This is a genomic window from Allofranklinella schreckenbergeri (assembly GCF_003703475.1).
GTDB classification, from domain to species: Bacteria; Pseudomonadota; Gammaproteobacteria; order Burkholderiales; family Burkholderiaceae_C; genus Lampropedia; species Lampropedia schreckenbergeri.
On sequence record NZ_RDQM01000024.1, the window covers coordinates 1 to 23,498 of the forward strand.

Sequence of the window (23,498 nt, forward strand, 5' to 3'; positions counted from 1 at the left end):
GATCAGATAAGGGGCGACAAAGCTCCATTCTTCATCGCTGACATCACTGGGGTAAGGCTTGCGAGACATGCTGGCACTGTATCCAAGCTCAGCACCACCTCTCGGAAAAGTGCATAACACGCTCTAGAATTCCGCATGCGCATCACCAACACTTCAGGCCCAGGAGGGCCGTTTTCTTCCATCAAAACCTTCCCACAGGAAGAAGGGGCGGTTGTTGCAGAGCGCGAGCTGCAACAAGTGAAGCCGCCGCCCAGCTATCAAGTGGTTCTGATCAATGACGACTTCACGCCGATGGAGTTCGTGATTGACGTGCTGCAAGAATTTTTTGGCAAAGACAGGGACATGGCCACGCAAATCATGCTGCGCGTGCATTTGGAGGGGCGGGGCGTTTGCGGCATTTATTCACGTGAGATTGCAGAAACCAAAGTCGCCCTGGTGATGGATGCCGCTGCCGAGGCGGGCCATCCGCTGCAATGCCTTGCCGAGCCTGTGGGCGAGTGATGGCGCGGGCGGCCAAACGGAGATCAAGGATTTTTACGCGCGCGCCTGGCTTGACGCTTCGGATCGATTCCTTCAGCATCCCCGGGCGTGCTGCGGGCGGCAGGCGCGGCCTATTGATTCGGGCTTGGGCGCCCTCATTTGGCCCGCATTCGCAGTAGCAGCAACTGCATCACTGCATATTTCGCAAGCACAAGGAGTTCACCACCATGATTGCTCAGGAACTGGAAGTCAGCTTGCACATGGCTTTCGTAGAGGCGCGCAAACAGCGCCACGAATTTATTACGGTCGAGCACCTGCTGTTGGCATTGCTTGACAACCCCAGCGCGTCGGAAGTCCTGCGTGCCTGCGACGCCGACATGGACGAATTGCGCACGGCGCTATCCACCTTCGTCAAGGAGAACATGACCCAGGTGGCAGGCGAGGATGAGGTGGACACCCACCCTACGCTGGGCTTTCAGCGTGTCGTGCAGCGCGCCATCATGCATGTGCAGTCCACGGGCAATGGCAAGAAAGAGGTCACTGGCGCCAATGTGCTGGTCGCCATTTTTGGCGAGAAGGATTCGCATGCGGTGTATTTCTTGCACCAGCAAGGCATCAAACGCCTGGATGTCGTCAACTACATTGCGCACGGCATTCGCAAGGGCGAGCAGCAGGACAAGATCGTTGATGGCTCTGGCGAGCAGGAAGAAGTCAGCCACGGGCCGAGCGAGCGCGCGGAAAAAGCCTCGCCGCTGGAGCAATTCACCAATAACCTCAACCAGGCCGCGCTGGAAGGCCGCATTGATCCCCTGATCGGGCGCGACCACGAGGTGGAGCGCACCATCCAGGTGCTGTGCCGACGCCGCAAAAACAACCCGCTGCTGGTGGGTGAGGCCGGTGTGGGCAAGACTGCGATTGCCGAGGGCCTGGCCTGGCGCATCACGCAAAAAGATGTGCCGCAAGTGCTGGAAAACGCCACGGTGTATGCCCTGGATATGGGCGCCTTGCTGGCGGGCACCAAATACCGGGGGGATTTTGAGCAGCGCCTCAAGGGCGTGCTGAAAATTTTGCGTGAGAAGCCCGATGCCATTTTGTTTGTGGATGAAATCCACACCCTTATTGGCGCGGGGGCCGCTTCGGGCGGTACGCTGGATGCCTCCAACCTGCTCAAGCCCGCGCTCTCCAGCGGCCAGCTCCGCTGCATTGGCGCCACCACTTTCACGGAATACCGTGGCATTTTCGAGAAAGACGCGGCGCTGTCGCGCCGCTTTCAGAAAATCGATGTGGTCGAGCCCAGCGTGGCCGAAACGGTGGAGATTCTCAAAGGCCTGAAATCGCGCTTTGAGGAGCACCACGGCATCGAATACGACAGCGAAGCCTTGCAGGCTGCGGCAGAGCTGTCGGCGCGCTACATCAACGACCGCCAATTGCCCGACAAGGCCATTGACGTGATCGATGAGGCGGGCGCGGCCCAGCGCATCAAGAGCCAGGAGCAGCGCAAGCAAACCGTGGGCAAGAGCGAGATTGAGGAAATCGTCGCCAAGATCGCGCGCATTCCGCCCGCGGCCGTCTCGCAAGACGATCGCAGCAAGCTCAAGACGCTGGAGCGCGATCTCAAAAGCGTGGTGTTCGGGCAGGATGCCGCGCTGGAAGCCTTGGCCTCGGCCATCAAGACGGCGCGCTCGGGCCTGGGCAAGCCCGACAAGCCCATTGGCTCCTTCCTGTTTTCCGGCCCCACGGGCGTGGGCAAGACCGAAGCCGCGCGCCAGTTGGCCTACATCCTGGGCATTGAGCTGATCCGCTTCGATATGTCCGAATACATGGAGCCGCACGCCGTCAGCCGCCTGATTGGCGCGCCACCGGGCTACGTCGGTTACGACCAGGGCGGCTTGCTTACCGAAGCCATCACCAAGAAGCCGCACGCCGTGCTGCTGCTCGACGAGATCGAGAAGGCGCACCCCTCCATCTACAACATCTTGTTGCAGGTGATGGACCACGGCACGCTGACCGACAACAACGGCCGCAAGGCCGATTTTCGCAACGTCATCATCATCTTGACGACCAATGCGGGCGCGGAAACGATGAACAAAGCCAGCATCGGCTTTACCAACCCGCGCCAGGCTGGCGACGAGATGGCGGACATCAAGCGCCAGTTCACGCCCGAGTTCCGCAACCGGCTCGATGCCATCGTCAGCTTCCGTCCGCTCGATGAGCAAATCATCCTGCGCGTGGTGGACAAATTCCTGCTGCAACTGGAAAGCCAGTTGGCGGAGAAGAAGGTGGAGGCCAGCTTTACCGATGAGCTGCGCAGCTATCTGGCCAAGAAAGGCTTTGACCCGCTCATGGGCGCGCGGCCGATGCACCGCCTGATTCAGGACACGATCCGCAAGTCGCTGGCCGACGAGCTGCTCTTTGGCGGCCTGGCCGATGGCGGGCGCGTGGTGATTGGCCTGAAAAAAGTGGACGATGGCAAGGGCGGCCAGAAAGAGCAGGTGGATCTCCAAATCACGCCGCTGGTGGGGGAAGACAAGCCCGCGCCTGCGGCCACCGCTGCGGAGTGAGGCGGCGCGCGCCGGGGCCAGCTCTGATGCAGTGCTGGTTCTGGCGCCTCTGATCTTTGTTTGATGCCTGCTGCTAAGCCCTATCTTGCGATAGGGCTTTATTTTTACATATCAAAAAGAAACAAATCATGCCTATTTCGGCATGATGGTATTGAAGTGATTTTTCTTTTGATGTGAATTTTATGGAGTGGTGGCTGGGGGCTACACCAGCTCAAAGCTCTGGCGCACGGCGGGCGTTTGCATCAGCTCGCCGGCCTGGTGGTGGATCCAGCGCTCATCGCGCGCCTGCCAGGCGTCGGGCAAATGGTGCTGGTGCACGATGCGCCCGGGCGGAGCCATGACGGCGATGCGGCTGGCCAGGCGCACGGCTTCCATCATGTCGTGGGTAATCATCAGCATGGCGCAGCCGCTTTCGGCCAGGTAGCTGCGCACCAGGCGGTACATGTGCGCGCGCAGGCCAATGTCCAGGGCGGAAAAAGGCTCGTCCAGCAGCAGCAAATCGGGGCTGATGGCCAGGGCGCGCGCCAGCGCCACGCGGCTTTGCATGCCGCCGGAGAGTTCGTGCGGGTATTTGTCCAGGTCGTCGGGCGTCAGCTCCATGCGCAAAGCCAGCGCGGCCGCTTGCTGGCGCCGCTGGGCGGGTGGCACGCCGCGCGCGTGCAAGCCCAGGGCGATGTTGTCCAGCACGGCGCGCCAGGGCAGCAGGCGCGGCTCCTGAAACATGCAGCCGATGCGCGCAAAGCGGTTGTCCACCGTGCCGTGCAGCGGGGTGAGCAGGCCGGCAATGATGTGCATGAGCGTGCTTTTGCCGCAGCCCGAGGGGCCGACGAGGGCGACGCTTTCGCCGGGGCGCAGGTCGAAATCCAGCGCCAGCAGAACGTCCTCCAGGGCGAAGCGGTGGGAGATGGCGTGCAGGGCAAGCATGGGCAACAAGGGCGTGAGCAGGTTGTTCAGTCGGCCATCGCTTCGCGCCAGCGCTCGACGCGGCGCTTGACGGGTTCGAGCAGCAGGTATTCCACCGCCAGCAGCAGGCCCAGCACGGCAACGATCCAGGCCATGGAGGTGGGCGTATCCAAATGCGCGCGCGAGATGGCCAGCGATGCGCCCACGCCATCGGCGGTGCTGAGCATTTCGGCCATGACCAGCACCTTCCACGACAAGCCCAGCGCCGTGATCCAGGCCGGAAAGAGGTAGGAGAGCATGTGCGGCAGATACAACTGGGTGAACATCAGCACGGGCGGCAGGCGGTAGGCGCGCGCCATGTCGCGCAGCTTGCCGTCCAGCGTGCGCGTGCCTTGCAACGCGGCGACGAAGACGACCGGAAAGCACGCGATGAACACGGTGAAGATGGGCGTGGTGTGGCTTTGCGTGCCAAACCACAGCATGGCCAGCACCAGCCAGGCGATGGGCGGCATGCCCACCAGCAGCGTCACCAGCGGGCGCGACATCATCGCCGCCGTCATCGACAGCCCTGCCAGCATGCCCAGCAGGCTGCCGCAAGCCAGCGTCAGGGCAAAGCCCCAGAGCGCGCGCCAGGCGGAAATGCCCAGCGCCTGCCAGACCTCGGCCTCGGCCAGCATGTGGCGCAGGCGGGCGAACACCTCCAGCGGGCCGGGCAGCGCCAGCGAGCCGTAAATGCCCGCGCCCCATTCCCACAGGGCAAAAAACAGGCACAGGCTGGCGATGGCGCCCCAGCCGCTCCACAAATAGGCCAGGGCGGCGGCGCAGGCGCGCTGCAATGCTTTCAAGATGCGGCCTCCGCTGCCGCCGCAGTGGCATAAAACCCGTCATCGGGCAGCTTGCCGCCGACCAGGCTGGGCTGGCTATCGAGCAGTTTCTGGTAGAAAAACTCCAGCTCGGGTCGCGCCTCTTGGGCGCTGGCGATGCGCGCGGGGGTGTGGCGCAGGGCATCGGCCACGGCGGGGGCGGAGAGCATGGGGATGTGCTGCGCCACCAGCTCGCCGCACTCTTGCGGGTGGGCGTAGCACCACGCTTGCGCCTGGGCGTGGGCGGCGGCAAAGCGTTGCAGCAAGGCGGCATCGCTGCGGGCCTGGCCCAGCGCAACGACGCAGGCTTGCGGGATTTGCGGCGGGCGCTGGAGCACGCGGCCCCATTCCTGTTGCAAATCGACGCTGCGGTGGACGGTTTTGGCCATCAGCTTGGTGGGGAAAGACTGCGATTTGTGCATCACCAGCGAGGTGACCGGCTCGGCCAGCAAGGCGTTTTCGATCTTGCCCGAGAGCAGCAATTGCGCGGCCTCCATCGGTGTGGCGACGTAGTGCAGGGCGAAATCCTTTTGTGGATCCAGCCCCTGCGCGCGCGCCAGCAACTGGAACACGATATCGGGCATGTCGGCGCGAAACGGGATGGCAATGGTTTGCCCCTTGAAATCGGCCAGCGTCCGGCGCCCCTCATGCAGCGAGAGCAAGGCCAGAATGCCCCAGACGGGCACATTCACCAATTGCAGCGGTACGCCACGGTTGTAGAGGTTGGCGGCCACGTTGGTGGGCGCGGCCAGAAAGTCGGCGCCTTTTTCCAGCGTCAGCGCGCGCAGATGGTCGGGATCACGCCATTGGGTGAAGCGGATCTGGATGCCCCAATCGGCCAGCGGCTGGGCTTGCGCCATGCGCAGCAGCGCAAAGCTGATGGCGGCGCTGGGGCCTGCCAGGTGGAGTGTGCGGGCGGCGTTGCCGGGCGCGGCGGCCCCTTTGGCCTCTTTGGCTCCGTTGGCCTGCTCTTGCGCCAGGGCGGGCAGGGCGTGGAGCAAGGGCAGCGCGCCTGCCATGCGCAGCAGATGGCGGCGGTTGGGTGTGGCAGTCGGGGCGGGCGGGGTAGTGAATGAGGGCATGGCATCAGGCAAAAAAAGAGGCCGCACAGGCGGCGGATCAAGGGAATGCGTAGATGCCTATTATTCTCATATGCTTTGGCTATGACTTGAATAGACCAATCGACCTACACCCGCCAGGGAGGGGGCAGGTGGGGTGTTTCATTCTTATCAATCAAAGTAAATTGCATTTATTGGATAAATTGCCGAAACAAGGTCATTTCTTTTCTTTTTGATTTGTAATAATGGGCGAGGGGTGCGCGCTGGATAGGGTCAAAGGCAGCGCTGCTGCACCCGGTTCAACGCTGGCGTTGCCAAACGGCGGCAAAAAAGCCATCCGTGCCGTGCTGATGCGGCCACAGGCGCAAAAAACGGCCTGTGCTGGCGGTGGCGCTGGTTGTGGCGGGTGGGGCTTCGGCTTGCGTTTGGCCTGCTGTGGCGGGCGGTGGGCTGCACAGGCTGGCGGCGTGGGGCACTTTCAGGCCCTCCAGCAAGGCGCTGGCGTTCAGGGCGGTGAAGTCGCCGTGGGCGGCGTCGAAGGCGTGGGCAATGGCCTCGTTTTCTTCTTCCAGCAGGCTGCAAGTGGCGTAAATCAGGCGTCCGCCCGGTTTGAGCAGGCGCGCGGCGCTTTGCAAAATGGCTTGTTGCTTGAGGGTCAGCTCGCGCACGGCCTGGGGCGATTGGCGCCATTTCAAATCGGGGTTGCGCCGCAAGGTGCCCAGGCCGGAGCAGGGCGCATCCACCAGCACGCGATCGAGCTTGCCGCTCAGGCGCTTGATGCGCTCATCCCTCTCATGGGCGATGGCAATGGGGTGGACGTTGGAGAGGCCGCTGCGCGCCAGGCGGGGCTTGAGGGCGTCGAGCCGATGGGCGGAGACATCGAAGGCGTACAGCCGCCCGGTGTTGCGCATGGCCGCGCCAAGGGCCAGGGTTTTGCCGCCCGCGCCGGCGCAGAAGTCGGCCACCATGTCGCCTCGGCGCGCGTCCAGCAGCAGGGCCAGCAGTTGCGAGCCTTCATCCTGCACCTCAATGGCGCCGCGCTGGAAGGCATCGAGCTTTTGCAGCGCGGGCTTGCCTTGCAGGCGCAGGCCCCAGGGGGAGTAGGGCGTGGCCTCCAGCGTCAGGCCCGCGGCGCGCAGCTCCTGGGCGATGGCATCGCGCTTGCCTTGCAGGGTGTTGACGCGCAAATCCAGCGCGGCGCTTTGGTTGAGGCTCTCCACCAGCGGCCAGAAGGCATCGGCTTGCCCTTGCGCGGCCAGTTGCTCGCGCAGGCGCTGGGCCAGCCAGTCGGGCAGGTTGTGGCGTTGCGGCTCGGGCAGGCTGCTCCATTGCGCGCCGCCGGGCAGCAGCGGTGCGCAGGCGGTCCGCCATTGGGCTTCGCTGTCATTGAGCGCGCCTTGCAAAAAGCGCGCATCGCCTTGAAAGCCGAGGATGGCCAGGCGGCGCGCGTGCGGCCCCTGGCCGGATTGGGCCAGGTGCTCCAGCAAACGCTTGTGGCGCAACACGTGGTAGGTGGTTTCCGCCAGCGTGGCGCGCTCGCGCGGGCCGAGGTGGCGGTTTTCGCGAAAGTGGCGCGAGAGCAGGGCGTCGGCCGGGTGTTCAAAGGCAAGAGTGCGCCGCAGCAAATCGGCGCAGGCATCGAGCAGGGCTTTGGGGTGCATGGGGGGAGTTTTCGTGATGCTGGTTCAGGCGTGGGCCGCAGTGTCATGGCGCGCCAGCAGCATGCTGTCGCCGTAGCTGAAGAAGCGGTAGCGCTGGGCGATGGCGTGGCGGTAGAGGGCGTGGATGTGCGCGTGGCCGGCAAAGGCGCTGACCAGCATCATCAGCGTGCTTTTGGGCAGGTGAAAGTTGGTCAGCAGCCAATCGGCCACCTGGAAGCGGTAGCCGGGTGTGATGAAGATGCGGGTATCGCCCTGGGCCTGGCCGGTTTGCGCCCAGGATTCGAGCGCGCGCACGCTGGTAGTGCCCACGGCGACGATGCGCCCGCCCCGGGCGCGGCAGCGCTCCAGCGCGGCCAGCGTGGCGGCGGGGATGTCGTAGCGCTCGCTGTGCATGCGGTGCTCGTGCAATTGCTCGGTTTTGACGGGCTGGAAGGTGCCCGCGCCCACGTGCAAGGTGATGTGGGCGCGCTGCACGCCCGCAGCTTCCAGCGCGGCCAGGGTGGCCTGGTCGAAGTGCAGGGCGGCGGTGGGCGCGGCCACGGCGCCGGGATTGCGGGCAAAGACGGTTTGGTAGCGCGTGGCGTCGGTCTGCGCATCGGGATCGGCGCCGCCTTGCTGCTGGCGCTCAATGTAGGGCGGCAAGGGCAGATGGCCGTGGCGCTCCATCAGGCTCCAGGGCGTTTGGCCCGGCGGCGCCAGCAGGCGCAGGCGAAACAGCGCGCCCTCCTCATCGGGGTAGCGCCCCAGCATGATGGCGTCAAAGCCGCCTGCGGCCAGCCCGCCTGCAAAGTGCAGGCGCGTGCCGGGCGCGGGCTTTTTGCTGACCTTGAGGTGCGCGGCGACGTGGTGTTCGCCCGGCGTGGTGGCTGCATCGTCGAGCACGCGCTCGATCAGCATCTCCAGCTTGCCGCCCGAGGCTTTATGGCCAAACAGGCGCGCCTTGACGACCTGGGTGTCGTTGAACACCAGCAAATCGCCCGCGCGCAGCAGCGTGGGCAGTTGGTGAAAGATGCGGTCGGTGGGCGGCAGGCTGCGCCCGTCCAGCAGGCGCGAGGCGCTGCGCTCGGGCGCGGGGTGGTGGGCGATCAGTTCCTCTGGCAGCGGGTAATCGAAATCGGCCAGCGTGTAAGAGTGGGCGGACATACGCAGCAAGCGGCGAAGGGGCGGCAAAAAAGGGGCGGCAGTATAGAGCGTGGGATGCCGTTTGCGCCTGCCCGCGCTGGCGCCAGGGTGCAGCACCCGCGTTACTACGGCCTTTCTGGCCGCTGCCTCGTTCGGGAGGACAGTCGCAGGGAGGACAATAACGGTCAAACCGTGTGGTTTCGTGGCCCTGGCGCAAGGTTTGCCGGGGCTGTTCTTTCCCCTTTCAAGGAGATGCTATGAAGATTGAAGGCAACGTATTTATCGTGACAGGCGGCGCTTCGGGCCTGGGTGAAGGCACGGCGCGCATGCTGGCTGCGCGCGGCGCCAAAGTGGTGCTGGCTGATTTGCAGCAAGAGCGCGGCGAGCAAGTCGCCAGCGAAATCGGCGGCGTGTTCGTCAAAACCGATGTCACCAGCGAAGCCGACGGCCAGGCGGCCGTGGCAGCGGCGCAAAAGCTCGGTCGCCTCTCGGGCCTGGTCAATTGCGCGGGCATTGCCCCGGCGCAGAAAACCGCAGGCAAAAAAGGTGCGCACGATTTGGCGCTGTTCAACAAAGTCATCCAGATCAACCTGCTGGGCACGTTCAACATGATCCGCCTGGTGGCCACGGCGATGCTGGACAACACCCCGGAAGAAACCGGCGAGCGCGGCGTGCTGATCTCCACCGCCAGCGTGGCGGCGTTTGACGGCCAGATCGGCCAGGTCGCCTACAGCGCCTCCAAAGGCGGCGTGGTGGGCATGACGCTGCCCATCGCCCGCGATCTGGCGCGCGACGGCATCCGCAACATGACTATCGCCCCCGGCATTTTCGGCACGCCCATGCTGTTTGGCATGCCGCAGGAGGTGCAAGACGCGCTGGCCGCCAGCGTGCCCTTCCCCAGCCGCCTGGGCCGCCCCGATGATTACGCCAAACTGGCTTGCCACATCATCGAGAACGACATGCTCAACGGCGAGGTGATACGCCTGGACGGCGCCATCCGCATGGCGCCCAAGTGATGGGGTGACAGGGCTTGCCCTGCCATGAAAAAACGGCCCTTCGGGGCCGTTTTTTATGAATCAATAAGAAACAATTGTGCCTTGTTTCGGCTTGATGAGCTTGAATGCAGTTTTCCTGTGATTGAAAAAGGTGATTTTCACGTGCGCGGCAGCGTCACGCCGTGCTGGCCCTGGTATTTGCCGCCGCGGTCTTTGTAGCTGACCTCGGGCGGCTCGTCGCCTTCGAAGAACAGCACCTGCGCGCAGCCCTCGCCCGCGTAAATCTTGGCCGGCAGCGGCGTGGTGTTGGAGAACTCCAGCGTCACATAGCCTTCCCACTCCGGCTCGAACGGCGTGACGTTGACGATGATGCCGCAGCGCGCGTAGGTGCTTTTGCCCAGGCAGATGGTCAGCACATTGCGCGGGATGCGGAAATACTCCACCGTGCGCGCCAGCGCAAAGCTGTTGGGCGGGATGATGCAGTAATCGCCCTCGAAATCGACAAAGCTCTTTTCATCGAAATTCTTCGGGTCCACCACCGTGCTGTGGATGTTGGTGAACACCTTGAATTCGCGCGCGCAGCGGATGTCGTAGCCGTAGCTGCTGGTGCCGTAGCTGATGACCCTCTGGCCGTTGACCTGGCGTACCTGGCCGGCCTCGAACGGCTCGATCATGCCGTGCTGCTCGGCCATGGTGCGTATCCATTTATCGCTTTTGATGCTCATCTGGCGTGCTTTGCGGGGGAAATCACAGGGGCGCCGATTGTAGGTCGGCGCGGGCTTGACCACTTCCTGACCGCGGCCTGACCACAGCCTGGGCGCGCTTGATGCGGCTGTTGCACAATACGCGGCTTTCTTTTTTGGCCCCGGCTTCCTACGGCGCGCGTTGGCGGCAGGCGGTTGGGCCGTGTGTTTGTGCATGGATTGGCATGGCCCAGTTTTTTGAAGTTCACCCTCTCAACCCGCAGGCGCGGCTGCTCAAGCAGGCCGCGAGCTTGCTGGCCCAAGGCCAGGTGCTGGCCATCCCCACCGATTCCAGCTACGCGCTGGTGTGCCATCTGGACGACAAGGCCGCGGCCGATCGCCTGCGGCGCATCCGTGGCATGGATGAGAAACATTTGCTCACGCTGCTGTGCCAGGATTTATCGGAGCTGGCCAGCTACGCGCGCGTGGACAACCGCCAGTTCCGCCTGCTCAAGCAGGCCACGCCCGGGCCCTACACCTTTGTGCTGGAGGCCAGCAAGGAAGTGCCGCGCCGCGTCAGCCATCCGCAGCGCAAGACGATTGGCCTGCGCGTGCCAGCGCACGCGGTGGTGCGCGAGCTGCTGGCGCTGCACGGCGCGCCGCTGCTGGCCAGCACGCTGATTTTGCCGGGCGAGGAGGATCCGCTGAGCGACGCGCACGAAATCCGCGAGCGCCTGGAGCACGAGCTGGGCGCGGTGATCGACGCGGGCGCCGTGCCCACGCAGCCGACGACGGTGCTGGATTTGACGGCGATGGACGGCGGCGGCGACGCGCAGGTACTGCGCGCGGGCCTGGGCGATCTGAAGCGCCTGGGCTTGCGTGCGTGATGAGAGGGGAGGGCGCGCACCCCAGCGGCGCGCGTGAGCAGCATTTTTGAAGAAGAACAAGAGTAACCAACGTGAGTGACGCAACGATTCAACACATTGCCGTGATGGCCTTGCCCGTGCTGCTGGCCATCACCATCCATGAGGCGGCCCACGGCTATGCCGCGCGCCATTTCGGCGACCGCACGGCCGAGATGCTGGGCCGCATCACGCTCAACCCCTTCAAGCACATCGACGCCATCGGCACCGTGCTGATTCCGCTGATGCTGTATTTCGCCACCGATGGCAAGTTCGTCTTTGGCTACGCCAAGCCGGTGCCGGTGAACACGCGCAACCTGCGCAACCCCCGCCGGGACATGGTGTGGGTGGCGCTGGCCGGGCCCGCCTCCAACTTCATCCAGGCGCTGGTCTGGGCGCTGCTGCTGGGCGCGCTGCTGCTGGTGGGGCTGGATGAGGCGTTTTTCATGCAAATGGCGATGGCCGGCATCATGACCAATCTGGTGCTGGCCGTGCTCAACCTCTTTCCCCTGCCGCCGCTGGACGGCGGCCGCATTGCGGTGGGGCTGCTGCCCTACAAACCCGCCAGCATGCTGGCGCGGCTGGAGCCTGCGGGCTTTTTCATCGTGCTGGCGCTCATGCTCACCGGCGTGCTGGGCAAATATTGGCTCTCGCCGCTGGTCGGCGTCGGGCTGGATGCGATCCTCGCGCCCCTGCAATGGCTGGCCAAATAGATTTTTAACACAAATCAAAAGAAATTCGAATTATTACCCATGTTGCCTAAACAAGGTGTTTTTGTTTCTTTTTGATTGATAAAAACACTTTCGGTAGGCGCGCAGGCACCCCCTTTCCCCCTCCCTCTTGCTGACCATGACCGTTCGCTACCTCACCGGCATCACGCCTTCTGGCATCCCCCACCTGGGCAACTACGCCGGGGCCATCCGGCCCTCGGTGCGCTCGCAAACCCAGGCCGGAGCCGATCACTTTTATTTCCTGGCCGATTTGCACAGCCTCATCAAATCGCAAAACCCGCAGCAAACGCAGCGCTGCACGCTGGAAATCGCCGCCACCTGGATTGCCTGCGGGCTGGACCCCGAGCAAGTCACCTTCTACCGCCAAAGCGACATCCCCGAAATCCCGCAACTGACCTGGTTGCTCACCTGCGTGACCGGCAAGGGCTTGCTCAACCGCGCCCACGCCTACAAGGCCGCGGTGGACAAAAACACCGAAGCGGGCGCAGAGCCTGATGCCGACGTCACCGCCGGGCTGTTCATGTACCCCGTGCTCATGGCCGCCGACATCATGCTGTTCAAGGCCCACAAAGTGCCCGTGGGGCGCGACCAGGTGCAGCACATCGAAATGGCGCGCGACATGGCCGCCAGCTTCAACCACATCTACGGCGCGGGCCAAACCCTGCTGGTGCCGCCCGAGGCCGTGGTCGATGAGCAAGTGGCCACCCTGCCCGGGCTGGACGGGCGCAAGATGAGCAAAAGCTACGGCAACACCATCCCCCTGTTCACGCCGCGCGAGCAATTGCGCAAGCTCATCATGGGCATCGCCACCGACTCGCGCGCGCCGGGCCAGCCCAAGGAAACCGAAGGCTCGGCCATCTTCCAGCTCTACCAGGCCTTTGCCAGCGCCGGGCAGACCGAAGCCATGCGCCAGGCCTTCGCCCAGGGCATCGCCTGGGGCGAAGCCAAGCAGCAATTGTTTGAACTGATCGACGCCGAAATCGCCCCCATGCGCGCGCAGTTCGAAGCCCTGATGGCCGACCCCGCCCGCATCGAAGCCATCTTGCAGCGCGGCGCCGAAAAAGCCCGCGCCCAGGCCGCGCCTTACCTGGCCGAACTCAAGCGCGCCGTAGGCTTGTGGGATTTGCGCCAACCGCTGGCCGCCGCGCCCGAAGCCGCCGCGCCCCGCGCCGAAGCGCCGCCGCAAATCAAGCAATACCGCGAGGCCGATGGCCGCTTCTACTTCAAGCTCAGCAACGCCAAAGGTGAGGCGCTGCTGCAAAGCCAGGGCTTTGACAGCGGCCGCGACGCAGGCGCGGCCGTAGCCCGCCTCAAGCAGGAAGGCGAGGCCGCGCTGGATGCGCTGGCAGGCCAGTTGCTGCCCTTTGCGCGCAGCGATGCGCTGGTGCAGGCCCTGCAAGCCCTGGCCGCCGCCCACGCCGAGGCGAAAAAGGCTTGATCGGCAGTATTTTTATCAATCAAAAAGAAAAAAAATGCATTTTTCGGCATGTCTGTATTGAATTTGTTTTTCCATTGATTTGTATTAAAGGACGCATCGGAAACACCGGGCCCATCTGCCAAACATGCACATCCCCTTCACCAAAATGCAAGGCGCGGGCAACGACTTCGTCGTGCTCGACGAAACCGCCGGCCCGCTGGGCCTGACGCCTGCGCACTACCGCCGCCTGGCCGACCGGCACTTTGGCGTCGGCGCCGACCAAATCCTCACCGTGCGCCCCGCGCCCGCCGGGCAGGACGTGGACTTTGAATACCTCATCCACAACGCCGACGGCGGCGAAGTCGAGCAATGCGGCAACGGCGCGCGCTGCTTTGTGCGCTACGTGTTCGATCAGGGCTTGACCGGCAAGCGCCACATCCGCGTGCTCACCCGCGCGGGCGTGATCGAGCCGCAGTTGCAAGACGACGGCCGCGTGCGCGTCAACATGGGCCGCCCGCGCTGGCAGCCCGAGCACCTGCCCTTCGATCCGCAAGGCTTGCCCAGCGAGCAGGCCGGCCAGGCCCGGCGCTGGTTGCTGCCGCTCTTGCCCGAGGTTGATGCCGATGCCAATGCCGAGGTTGCCAAGGCCGCCGAGGCGCAAGGCGAAGCCGTCTGGATCGCCATCGCCTCCATGGGCAACCCGCACGCCGTGCAAGTCGTGCCCGCGCTGGAGGACGCGCTGGTGCAGCGCCAGGGCGCGCTGCTGGAGCGCCACCCGCGCTTTGCGCAGCGCGTCAATGCCGGCTTCATGCAGGTGCTTGACCGCGCGCACATCGCCTTGCGCGTCTATGAGCGCGGCGCGGGCGAAACCCTGGCTTGCGGCACGGGCGCTTGCGCCGCCGTGGTGTGCGGCATCCGCATGGGCTTGCTGGAGCCGTGCGTGGATGTGGCCACGCGCGGCGGCAGGCTGACCATAGAATGGCGCGGCGGCGCAGACGACGACGTCTGGATGACCGGCCCGGCCGAAACGGTGTTTACCGGCAGCATCGAGCTGCCCGATGACCTCGGCAGCGCCGGCGACGCCGCCACGGCCTGGCCTGCTTGACGGGCGCGCCGCTGCCATCTTCCACCAGCCCCATCGCTTTGCCATGACGCCACCCGCCCCCATCACCAGCGAGGAAGACATCGCCCACTACCTCCTGCACAACCCCGAGTTTTTCGAGCGCTTCGCGCAGGTGCTGGGCACGGTGCAATTGCCCAGCCCGCACGGCGGCAAAGTCGTCAGCTTGCACGAGCGGCAAACCCTGATGCTGCGCCAGAAAATCAAGGGGCTGGAAGCCTCCATCGTCGAAATGATGGGCTACGGCAGCGAAAACGCCCAAATCATGGAAAAGGCCCATGCCTGGACCGCCGTCATGCTCAGCGAGCCGCAGGCCAGCCGCCTGCCGCAGCGGCTGACGCAGCAGTTGCAAGCGCTGTTTGACGTGCCAGGCGTGTATCTGCGGCTGTGGGGTGTGGATGCCGCCTATGCCGATTTGCCCGAAGTGCGCCAGACGGCCGCCGAAAACCAGCAGCACATCGCCGCCTTGCCCAAACCCTATTGCGGCCCGCGCGGCAGCATTGAAGGCTTGCAAAGCCTCGCCGGGGCAGAGGCCGATTTGCAGGACGTGCAATCCATCGCCATCCTGCCCCTGCGCGCAGGCACGCAAGAGGGCGCGCCGCTGACCTATGGCTATTTGCTGCTGACTTCGCCCGACGCCCACCGCTTTACGCAAGACATGGGCAAAGACCTGCTGGTGCGCCTGGCCGAACTGGCCAGCGCCGCCATGCAGCGCCTGCTGCCCGAGGCCACCCGCGCCCGGCTCACGCCCTTCAAAGCACGCCCGGCAGACGATGAACACGCCGAGGCCAGCGATGCCGCGCAGCCGCCCACCGAGGCCGCTGCGCCCCCGCCATCTGCCTCCGCCATCTCCCCCCAGGACGACGCCTGAAAGCCTCTGGGCGTCGCGCCTTTGCTCCCGCTTGCGGCGCAGGCAGGGCTGGGCAGAGAGTAGGGCCGAACAGGCGCTTGGATTCATGCAATTTTGCCAATCAAGGGAAAAATCACTTCAATACTATCAAGCCATATTGGCAATGGATTTTTTCTGATGATTTGAAAATCACATCCATCATAACCACTGGAGACTTGCCATGAACGCCCCCTTGCTGCACCTGCACCGCCAACCCGACGGCGTGGCCCGATTGACGCTCAACGACCCCGGCCGCTTCAACGCCCTGGGCAGCGAAATGCTGCAAGCGCTGCTGGAGCAGCTCCAGGCGCTGGCTGCCGACGACAGCCTGCGCGCCGTCGTCCTCGCCGGCAATGGCAAAGCCTTTTGCGCCGGCCACAACCTCAAGGACATGGCCGCCCACCCCGAGCTGGCCTGGTACCAGGCCCTGTTTGCGCAATGCAGCCGCGTCATGCTCGCCATCCACCGCCTGCCCGTGCCGGTGATCGCCCAAGTCCACGGCATCGCCACCGCCGCAGGCTGCCAACTCGTTGCCCAATGCGATCTGGCAGTGGCCAGCGAAGACGCGCGCTTTGCCACCAGCGGCATTCAATACGGCCTGTTTTGTTCCACCCCTAGCGTGCCGCTGGTGCGCAACGTGCCGCTGAAACTGGCGATGGACATGCTCGTCACCGGCCGCTTCATCAGCGCGCAGGAAGCGCTGGCCGCCGGGCTGATCAACCGCGTCGCCCCCGCCGAGGGGCTGGAAGCGGCCGTGCAGGAACTGCTGGATGCCATCCTCAGCAAGCCCCGCATCTCCATCGCCCGCGGCAAAGCCTTGCTCTACGCCCAACGCGAAATGGGCCTGGAAGCGGCCTACCAGCTCGCCGCCCAAACCATGGCCATCAACATGATGGACCCCGCCGCCCAGGAAGGCGCGCTGGCCTTCGCCGAAAAACGCCCGCCCCGGTGGTGAAGGGTGCGGCCGCTCTGCGCCAGCATTTGAAAAAGGGCAACATGGCAATCTCCCTGCGCTACACCTGTCCCGCCTGCCGCGCCCGCACCTTTTCCCACGCGGCAAAACGTGCTTTGTGTGCCCAAAAATTCGGCAGCAAGGCGCGTTGCCCGCGCTGTGGCCAGGCCGTTTGCATCAGCGAGTTTTGGGCCACGCTGCTGTTGCAGCTTGTGTGCGTGCTCTCCATTCCCGTCCTGTTGGTTGGATTTCTGGCTTCCCTGGAACTGGGGCAATGGTTGGGGCTGGAGTTTGGCGGCTTCCTGTTTTATGCGGTCATGCTGTTTTCAATTGGTGTTTCCGGCGCGGCCAGTTGGTTTGTGTACTGCGTTTTGGCGCCGTTGAAAGTGGCTGAAAAACAGCCGCGCTGAATTTTTGCAATGGCACAGGGGCGCGTTGGCTGCCCTGTCCGGCCCGGGCGATCTGCTGGGGAGCGGATGCGCGCACCCTACAATCGGCGGCCTATGAACCTCACCGCTCTTACCGCTCTCTCGCCCCTGGACGGGCGCTATGAAAAACGTCTGGCCGCGCTGCGGCCCATCGCCAGCGAATTTGGCTATATGCACCGGCGCGTGCAGGTGGAAATCACCTGGTTTCTGGCGCTGTCTGAAGCCGGGTTTGCCGAATTCCCGCCGCTTTCGGCCGATGACCGCGCCTTTTTGCTGGGGCTGGTCAGCGGCTTTTCCGAGGCCGATGCCCAGGCGATCAAAGACCACGAGAAAGTCACCAACCACGACGTGAAAGCCGTCGAATACTGGATCAAGGACAAGCTCGCAGGCCGCCCGGCGCTGGAAAAAGCCAGCGAATTCGTGCACTTTGCCTGCACCAGCGAGGACATCAACAACACCAGCCACGCCCTGCAATTGCAGGCTGCGCGCGAGCAGGTCGTGCTGCCCGGGCTGCGCCAGGTGCTCCAGCGTCTGCGCGCGCTGGCGCTGGCCCATGCCCAAGTACCCATGCTCAGCCGCACGCACGGCCAGACGGCCAGCCCCACCACGGTGGGCAAGGAGCTGGCCAACGTGGCCGTGCGGCTGGAGCGCGCCATCGCCGCCATTGAGGCCGTGCCGATGCGCGCCAAGATGAACGGCGCTGTGGGCAATTACAACGCCCACCTGGCCGCCTGGCCCGATTTCGATTGGGAGGCGTTCAGCCGTCGGGTGGTGGAAAGCCCCGCGCCGCAAGGGTTGGGCCTGCACTTTCAGCCCTACAGCATCCAGATCGAGCCGCACGATTACATGGCCGAGTTGTTCGACGCCGTGGCGCGCGCCAACACGATTTTGGTGGACCTCAGCCGCGATATCTGGGGCTATATCAGCCTGGGCTACTTCAAGCAAAAGCTCAAGGCGGGGGAGATTGGCTCCTCCACCATGCCGCACAAGGTCAACCCCATCGATTTTGAAAACGCCGAGGGCAATCTGGGCCTGTCCAACGCGCTGCTGCGGCATTTGTCGGAAAAGCTGCCCATCAGCCGCTGGCAGCGCGATTTGACCGACAGCACCGTGCTGCGCAACCTGGGCGTGGCGCTGGGCTATGCCGCGCTGGCCTACCACGCGCTGACGGTGGGGCTGGACAAGCTGGAGCTCAACGAGCCTGCCATCGCCGCCGACCTGGATGCCGCCTGGGAGGTGTTGGCCGAGCCGATCCAGACCGTGATGCGCCGCTATGGCCAGCAAGGCGCGTACGAGGCTTTGAAGGAGGTCACGCGCGGCAAGGCCGTGACGGCGCAGGCGCTGCACGAGCTGATCGAGCGCCTGAGCATCCCCGAGCAGGCCAAGCAGCAATTGCGCGCGCTCACTCCCGCCAACTACACCGGCAAGGCCGCCGAGCTGGCGCGACGCGCGGCGCAGGATTGAAAGCCTGAGCAGGCTCCAAGGGCCTGTTGAAAGTCTCCAAAAACCCGTCGGGAAATTGCAAATCCGGCGGGTTTTCTATTTCATGGGCAAGAAAATTGCCTTGTTACGGCAATTTGATGTTGAGCATTGATTTCTTTTGATGTGTGATTTTGTGAGGTTTCCTGAGCGGGCCGCCTGGGCGCGTTGTGCGCCGTTTTTCATGCAGGGGCTTGGTCAGCGGCCTGTTCTGCCGATTGCTACGCCGCTTTTTCAGCGGCTTTCTCCGCCGCTTTCAGGGCGCGCTTGAGGTCGTCGATCAGGTCATCGGCCTCCTCCAGCCCGATGGACAGGCGGATGGTGCCCTGGGTGATGCCCGCTGCGGCCAGGGCGGCATCGTCCATGCGGAAGTGGGTGGTGCTGGCCGGGTGGATGACCAGCGAGCGGCAATCGCCGACGTTGGCCAGGTGGCTGAAGATTTTGAGCGCATCGACAAACGCCTTGCCCTGGGCGCGGCTGCCTTTGAGATCGAAGCTGAACACCGAGGCCACGCCCCGGGGCAGCAGCTTTTGCGCCAGCGCATGGCTGGGGTGGCTCTCCAGCAGCGGGTGGCCCACGCGCTCGACCATGGGGTGGCTGGCCAGGAACTGCACCACTTTTTCCGTGTTGGCGATGTGGCGCTGCATGCGCAGCGAGAGGGTTTCGATGCCTTGCAGAATCGTCCAGGCGCTGTGCGGGCTCAGCGCCGCGCCAAAGTCGCGCAGGCCCTCGCGGCGCGCGCGCAGCAGGAACGCACCAGCGGTGGCCTCCTCGCTGAAAACCATGCCGTGAAAGCCCTCGTAGGGCTGGGTCAGCTCAGGGAACAGGCCGCTGCCATCCCAATCGAAAGCGCCGCCATCGACGATCACGCCGCCCACCACGGTTCCGTGGCCGCAGAGGAATTTGGTGGCCGAGTGGTAAACCAGATCGGCCCCCAGCGCCAGCGGCTGCATCAGATACGGCGTGGTGAAGGTCGAATCCACCAGCAGCGGCAGGCGCGCGGCGTGGGCGATCTCGGCCACGGCGGGCACGTCCAATACGTCCAGGCCGGGGTTGCCCACGGTTTCGCCAAACAGCAGCCGGGTGTTGGGGCGGATGGCCGCGCGCCAGGCGTCCAGATCGCCCGGGTGCACGAAGGTGGTTTCAATGCCAAAGCGGCGCAGCGTGTAGTGCAGCAGGTTGTGCGAGCCGCCGTAGATGGCGCTGCTGGCCACGATGTGCCCGCCCGCGCCCATCAGCGTGGCAATGGCCAGGTGCAGCGCGGCCTGGCCGCTGGCCGTGGCGATGGCGCCCGCACCGCCTTCGAGCGCGGCCATGCGCTGCTCCAGCACCGCCGTGGTGGGGTTGCTGATGCGCGAATAGACGTGGCCGGCGCGCTCCATGTTGAACAGCGAGGCGGCGTGCTCGGAGGATTCAAAGACGAACGAGGTGCTCAGGTGCAAGGGCACGGCGCGCGCGCCGGTGGCCGCATCGGGCGCGGCGCCGGCGTGCAGGGCCAGGGTGTCGAAGCCGGGGTCGTTGTAGCCAGGCATGGGTTGTTCCTTATCTTGAAGGGGGGGGGGCCGCAGGGCGGCAGGGAGAAGCGGGCAGGTCAACATGGCATGGCAGCATGGCATGTGCCGATGGGTGCTTATCTTGCGCCATCTTGCGCTGCTGGGGCGTCAATGTCGGCTATATTCCGCGCACTTCCTGTCACGGCTGTACGCAATCGCTTACGAGTGCGGCATGGCGGCGGCAGGTATTTAGCCATATGCAGCCAGCCGCCGCGCACAGGAGCCTTCCCCCATGAAAGTCAGCGACATCCTCAAAGTCAAGGGCAATGCGCTTTACACCGTTCAGGCCGACGAGATGTTGTCGGCTGCGGTGGCGACCATGTCCGAGCGCGATATTGGCTCTGTCGTGGTGGTCGAGCGTGGCGAGGTGACGGGCATGCTCACGTTCCGCGAAATCATCAAGGGCCTGGCCGATCATCCCAGCAGCCCGCTGGATCAAATCGCGGTGCGCGAGCGCATGAGCGATACGCTGATCAGCTGCACGCCGGAGACTTCGCTCGACGAAGTCAGCCACCTGATGCTGGAGCACCATACGCGCTATCTGCCCGTGATCGACAACCGGGTGCTGATGGGCGTCATCAGTTTTTACGATGTGGCCAAGGCGATTTTGCACAGCCGCGATTTGGAGAACCAGTTGCTCAAAGCGTATATCCGCGATTGGCCTGAGGAGCAGGAAAACCAGGCCGGGCTGTAAGCCTGGCCCCCGGCGGCGACGGCCTGGCGATGCAGCGGCCGTGCGCCGCTTTTCTTTTGCCTTTGTTCTCGCATGGCCCTTTTTTCAACCCCTCTCTTTCAACCTCCCTGCTGCGTGACCCATGGAAAAACGCGTTCTTTTTAAATCCGCCTGGTTGCCCTGGCTGTTGCTGGCGCCGCAGATGGCGGTGATTGGCATCTTCTTTTTCTGGCCTGCCGGGCAGGCGCTGCTGCAATCGTTCCAGATGGAAGATGCGTTCGGCTTCTCGCGCGAGTGGGTGGGGCTGGAGAATTTCAAGCGCCTGCTCGCCGATACGTATTACCTGCAATCGTTCAAGGTCACGGCGGTGTTCTCGCTGCTGGTGGCGGTGGTGGGCATTGCGCTGTCGCTGCTGCTGGCTGTGTTTGCCGATCGCGTCATCAAAGGGGCGATGGTCTACAAAACCGCGCTGCTGCTGCCCTATGCCGTAGCGCCTGCGGTGGCGGGCGTGCTGTGGATTTTCATGTTCTCGCCCTCGCTGGGCGTGGTGGCCTGGTGGCTGGAGCAAATGGGCCTGCACTGGGATTACCTGCTCAGCTCCGGCCAGGCCATGGCGCTGATCGTCATGGCGGCGGTGTGGAAGCAGATTTCGTACAACTTCCTGTTCTTCCTGGCGGGCTTGCAAGCCATCCCCAAATCGCTCATTGAGGCCGCCGCCATCGATGGCGCAGGCCCGGCGCGGCGGTTCTGGAGCATCCAGTTCCCGCTGCTCTCGCCCACCACCTTCTTCCTGCTGGTGATGAATGTGGTCTATGCGTTTTTCGACACCTTCGCCATCATCGACGCCACCACCCAGGGCGGCCCCGGGCGCGATACGGCCATCCTGGTCTACAACGTGTATTACTACGGCTTCAAGGCGGGCGACATGGGCAGCTCGGCCGCGCAATCGGTGGTGCTGATGGCAATCGTCATCGCGCTGACGGTGATCCAGTTCCGTTATGTTGAGAAAAAGGTGCAGTACTGATGCTGACGATGGTTGAACGCCGCCCCGTGCTGGGCTTTATCTCTCACGCCGTCATGCTCCTGGGCGTGTTCGTGGTGTGTTTCCCGCTGTATCTGGCTTTTGTGGCCTCCACCCACACGGTGCAGGACATTGTGCAAGCGCCCATGCCGCTGCTGCCGGGCGAGCACTTCTGGGAGACCTACAAAGCCGCGCTGCTGGGCAGCGGCGAAGGCGCAGGCTCGAATGCGCCGGTGGCGCGCATGATGTGGATCAGCTTTGTGACGGCGATGGTGATTGCCGTGGGCAAGATCGCCATCTCGCTGCTCTCGGCCTTTGCCATCGTGTACTTCCGCTTCCCGCTCAAGGGGCTGTTCTTCTGGCTGATCTTCGTCACGCTGATGCTGCCGGTAGAGGTGCGCATTGGCCCGACCTACCAGGTCATCGCCGATCTGGGCATGCTCAACAGCTACGCCGGCCTGACCATCCCGCTGATCGCCTCGGCCACGGCCACCTTCCTGTTCCGCCAGTTCTTCCTGACCGTGCCCGACGAGCTGGTCGAAGCCGCCCGCGTCGATGGCGCCGGGCCGATGCGCTTTTTCAAGGACGTGCTGCTGCCGCTATCCAAAACCAGCATCGCCGCGCTGTTCGTGATCCAGTTCATCTACGGCTGGAACCAATACCTCTGGCCGCTGCTGGTGACGACCTCGGAAGACATGTACCCCGTGGTCATCGGCATCAAGCGCATGATCGCCGGGGGCGACTCGGGCAACCAATGGAACGTGGTCATGGCCACCGCCATTCTGGCCATGCTGCCGCCCGCGCTGGTGGTGGTGCTGATGCAGCGCTGGTTCGTCAAAGGGCTGGTGGATACGGAGAAATAAGCGCGCTGGCGCTTGCCGCCTGAATTTCAAATCAAAACCCCGTTTGCTGCATGCCAGTCATGCCGAAAACGGGGTTTTTTGTTGCCTTTGATTTGGAATTTTGCGCCCCGCCGAGGCGGGCGGGGTTCTGACGCTTGCCGTGTATGCATATGCCCAATCAGCACGAAGGCATCTCCCCGGGGCTGGAGCGGCATCAGCAGGCCCCTTGCCCTTGACGACATTTTCGTGACCGATGATTGGCCCGCGTGCCCGGCCTGTTGCAGCAAGACTGGGCGAAGCAGGCCGCAAGGGCGATCAGGTTGACGGGCCTGCGCTGCCCAGCGCCGCCCGAATGTCAAACCGCCCGCTTGCCAAAGACAAACCCGGGTTTTCCTGATCCTATTTCGGCGCAAAAAGCCCCCTTCAGGCGTTTACAACCACATGCGAATCGTTACACTTCGCGCCCCATGAACGCCCCGAATGTAAACTTCGCACGCAGCACGCAGCACGCAGCACGCAGCACGCAGCACGCAGCACGCAGCACGCAGCACGCAGCACGCAGCACGCAGCACGCAGCACGCAGCACGCAGCACGCAGCACGCAGCACGCAGCACGCAGCACGCAGCACGCAGCACGCAGCACGCAGCACGCAGCACGCAGCACGCAGCATTGGATGCGCGTTTCGTAAAAGTTCCCCTCCGGGCGAAAAATCTTTCGCCTGTTTCCGCTTCTCCCTTCTGCCCACCCGGCCACGCCTTGCGCGTTGCCGGGTTTTTTGTGTCCGCTTCTGGCGGCCAGGCAGAGCCGAGCCGCTCTCGCACCTTCCCCCCCTCAACCCTGAGCACCACCGCGTAAAGAAGGAGTATTCGCCATGCCAACCCCCCCATTTCGCCGCCGCTGGCTCAGCGTAGCCGCACTCGGCGCAAGCCTGACCCTGACCGCCCAGGTCGCCAGCACCGCCGCCACCCCGCCCGGCAAACCCGCCCAGGGCGCTGGTGCCAGCAAACCAGCCGCTGCGCCAGCCGCTGCCCCCATCACCGTCGCCACCTGCGTCGCCCAGCCCCTGCCCAGCGGCTGGCAGGACATCCAGGCCGTCTACCTCGCCTTCTACCTGCGCCCCGGCGACCCCGCCGGGCTGCGCTACTGGGCAGAAAAAGCAGGAGGC

At 64.3% G+C, this 23,498-nt stretch carries 21 protein-coding genes and 1 pseudogene; 15 read left to right on the top strand and 7 right to left on the bottom strand.

Annotated elements, in window-relative coordinates; genetic code table 11:
• Window positions 1-135 precede the first annotated feature (135 nt).
• Together clpS and clpA are read left to right on the top strand one after the other, a co-directional pair.
• Complete coding sequence (gene clpS / locus EBQ26_RS12265; RefSeq protein WP_122239524.1) at window positions 136-501, top strand: ATP-dependent Clp protease adapter ClpS; 366 nt, start codon at window positions 136-138, stop codon at window positions 499-501.
• 206 nt (window positions 502-707) lie between these two features.
• Window positions 708-3,041 (top strand): ATP-dependent Clp protease ATP-binding subunit ClpA, encoded by a 2,334-nt coding sequence (clpA, locus tag EBQ26_RS12270; RefSeq protein ID WP_122239525.1) that lies wholly within the window; start codon window positions 708-710, stop codon window positions 3,039-3,041.
• Between the two features lie 201 nt (window positions 3,042-3,242).
• On the opposite strand, the gene EBQ26_RS12275 is transcribed toward clpA, so the two are convergent.
• From EBQ26_RS12275 to queA, 5 genes are all read right to left on the bottom strand, one after another.
• The gene (locus tag EBQ26_RS12275) at window positions 3,243-3,965 is read right to left on the bottom strand and encodes an ABC transporter ATP-binding protein (RefSeq protein WP_122239526.1); all 723 of its coding nucleotides are present in this window, start codon (window positions 3,963-3,965) and stop codon (window positions 3,243-3,245) included.
• Window positions 3,966-3,991: 26 nt separating this feature from the next.
• On the bottom strand, window positions 3,992-4,789 hold the full coding sequence (locus EBQ26_RS12280) for an ABC transporter permease (protein WP_122239527.1): 798 nt from the start codon (window positions 4,787-4,789) through the stop codon (window positions 3,992-3,994).
• Window positions 4,786-5,889, bottom strand: coding sequence for an ABC transporter substrate-binding protein (locus EBQ26_RS12285; RefSeq protein WP_122239528.1), 1,104 nt, complete (start codon window positions 5,887-5,889; stop codon window positions 4,786-4,788). The genes EBQ26_RS12280 and EBQ26_RS12285 overlap by 4 nt, the downstream gene beginning before the upstream one ends.
• Window positions 5,890-6,164: 275 nt before the next feature.
• A complete protein-coding gene (locus EBQ26_RS12290; RefSeq protein WP_122239529.1) occupies window positions 6,165-7,526 on the bottom strand; it encodes an RsmB/NOP family class I SAM-dependent RNA methyltransferase in 1,362 nt (453 codons plus the stop codon).
• A 24-nt stretch (window positions 7,527-7,550) separates the two neighbouring features.
• Window positions 7,551-8,669, bottom strand: coding sequence for a tRNA preQ1(34) S-adenosylmethionine ribosyltransferase-isomerase QueA (queA, locus tag EBQ26_RS12295; protein ID WP_122239530.1), 1,119 nt, complete (start codon window positions 8,667-8,669; stop codon window positions 7,551-7,553).
• A 236-nt stretch (window positions 8,670-8,905) separates the two neighbouring features.
• Here queA and EBQ26_RS12300 point away from each other — a divergent pair, with 236 nt between their 5' ends.
• On the top strand, window positions 8,906-9,664 hold the full coding sequence (locus EBQ26_RS12300; protein WP_122239531.1) for a 3-hydroxyacyl-CoA dehydrogenase: 759 nt from the start codon (window positions 8,906-8,908) through the stop codon (window positions 9,662-9,664).
• A gap of 137 nt (window positions 9,665-9,801) precedes the next feature.
• Here the strand turns inward: EBQ26_RS12300 and dcd are convergent, their stop codons facing one another.
• The gene (gene dcd, locus EBQ26_RS12305; protein ID WP_122239532.1) at window positions 9,802-10,368 is read right to left on the bottom strand and encodes a dCTP deaminase; all 567 of its coding nucleotides are present in this window, start codon (window positions 10,366-10,368) and stop codon (window positions 9,802-9,804) included.
• Between the two features lie 203 nt (window positions 10,369-10,571).
• Here dcd and EBQ26_RS12310 point away from each other — a divergent pair, with 203 nt between their 5' ends.
• From EBQ26_RS12310 to purB, 8 genes are all read left to right on the top strand, one after another.
• Window positions 10,572-11,213, top strand: coding sequence for an L-threonylcarbamoyladenylate synthase (locus tag EBQ26_RS12310; RefSeq protein WP_122239533.1), 642 nt, complete (start codon window positions 10,572-10,574; stop codon window positions 11,211-11,213).
• 104 nt (window positions 11,214-11,317) lie between these two features.
• On the top strand, window positions 11,318-11,941 hold the full coding sequence (locus EBQ26_RS12315; protein ID WP_122239534.1) for a site-2 protease family protein: 624 nt from the start codon (window positions 11,318-11,320) through the stop codon (window positions 11,939-11,941).
• 136 nt (window positions 11,942-12,077) lie between these two features.
• Window positions 12,078-13,397, top strand: a complete 1,320-nt coding sequence (locus EBQ26_RS12320) for a tryptophan--tRNA ligase (RefSeq protein ID WP_122239543.1) — start codon at window positions 12,078-12,080, stop codon at window positions 13,395-13,397.
• A 124-nt stretch (window positions 13,398-13,521) separates the two neighbouring features.
• On the top strand, window positions 13,522-14,481 hold the full coding sequence (gene dapF / locus EBQ26_RS12325) for a diaminopimelate epimerase (RefSeq protein ID WP_122239535.1): 960 nt from the start codon (window positions 13,522-13,524) through the stop codon (window positions 14,479-14,481).
• Window positions 14,435-15,367 (top strand): DUF484 family protein, encoded by a 933-nt coding sequence (locus tag EBQ26_RS12330; RefSeq protein ID WP_122239536.1) that lies wholly within the window; start codon window positions 14,435-14,437, stop codon window positions 15,365-15,367. The genes dapF and EBQ26_RS12330 overlap by 47 nt, the downstream gene beginning before the upstream one ends.
• 199 nt (window positions 15,368-15,566) lie before the next feature.
• Window positions 15,567-16,340, top strand: a complete 774-nt coding sequence (locus tag EBQ26_RS12335; protein ID WP_122239537.1) for an enoyl-CoA hydratase — start codon at window positions 15,567-15,569, stop codon at window positions 16,338-16,340.
• Window positions 16,341-16,381: 41 nt separating this feature from the next.
• The gene (locus EBQ26_RS12340; protein ID WP_124780004.1) at window positions 16,382-16,747 is read left to right on the top strand and encodes a hypothetical protein; all 366 of its coding nucleotides are present in this window, start codon (window positions 16,382-16,384) and stop codon (window positions 16,745-16,747) included.
• A 93-nt stretch (window positions 16,748-16,840) separates the two neighbouring features.
• Entirely contained in the window at window positions 16,841-18,229 is a 1,389-nt protein-coding gene (gene purB / locus EBQ26_RS12345) for an adenylosuccinate lyase (protein ID WP_122239539.1), read from the top strand.
• A 236-nt stretch (window positions 18,230-18,465) separates the two neighbouring features.
• On the opposite strand, the gene EBQ26_RS12350 is transcribed toward purB, so the two are convergent.
• Window positions 18,466-19,776 (bottom strand): O-acetylhomoserine aminocarboxypropyltransferase, encoded by a 1,311-nt coding sequence (locus tag EBQ26_RS12350; protein ID WP_122239540.1) that lies wholly within the window; start codon window positions 19,774-19,776, stop codon window positions 18,466-18,468.
• 253 nt (window positions 19,777-20,029) lie between these two features.
• On the opposite strand from EBQ26_RS12350, the gene EBQ26_RS12355 reads away from it, so the two are divergent.
• From EBQ26_RS12355 to EBQ26_RS12375, 4 genes and pseudogenes are all read left to right on the top strand, one after another.
• Window positions 20,030-20,491 (top strand): CBS domain-containing protein, encoded by a 462-nt coding sequence (locus tag EBQ26_RS12355; protein WP_122239541.1) that lies wholly within the window; start codon window positions 20,030-20,032, stop codon window positions 20,489-20,491.
• A 121-nt stretch (window positions 20,492-20,612) separates the two neighbouring features.
• Window positions 20,613-21,494, top strand: a complete 882-nt coding sequence (ugpA, locus tag EBQ26_RS12360) for a sn-glycerol-3-phosphate ABC transporter permease UgpA (RefSeq protein WP_122239542.1) — start codon at window positions 20,613-20,615, stop codon at window positions 21,492-21,494.
• 8 nt (window positions 21,495-21,502) lie between these two features.
• Window positions 21,503-22,354 (top strand): sn-glycerol-3-phosphate ABC transporter permease UgpE, encoded by an 852-nt coding sequence (gene ugpE, locus EBQ26_RS12365; protein WP_122239544.1) that lies wholly within the window; start codon window positions 21,503-21,505, stop codon window positions 22,352-22,354.
• A gap of 850 nt (window positions 22,355-23,204) precedes the next feature.
• Window positions 23,205-23,498, top strand: a pseudogene (locus EBQ26_RS12375) (hypothetical protein); the annotation flags it as partial.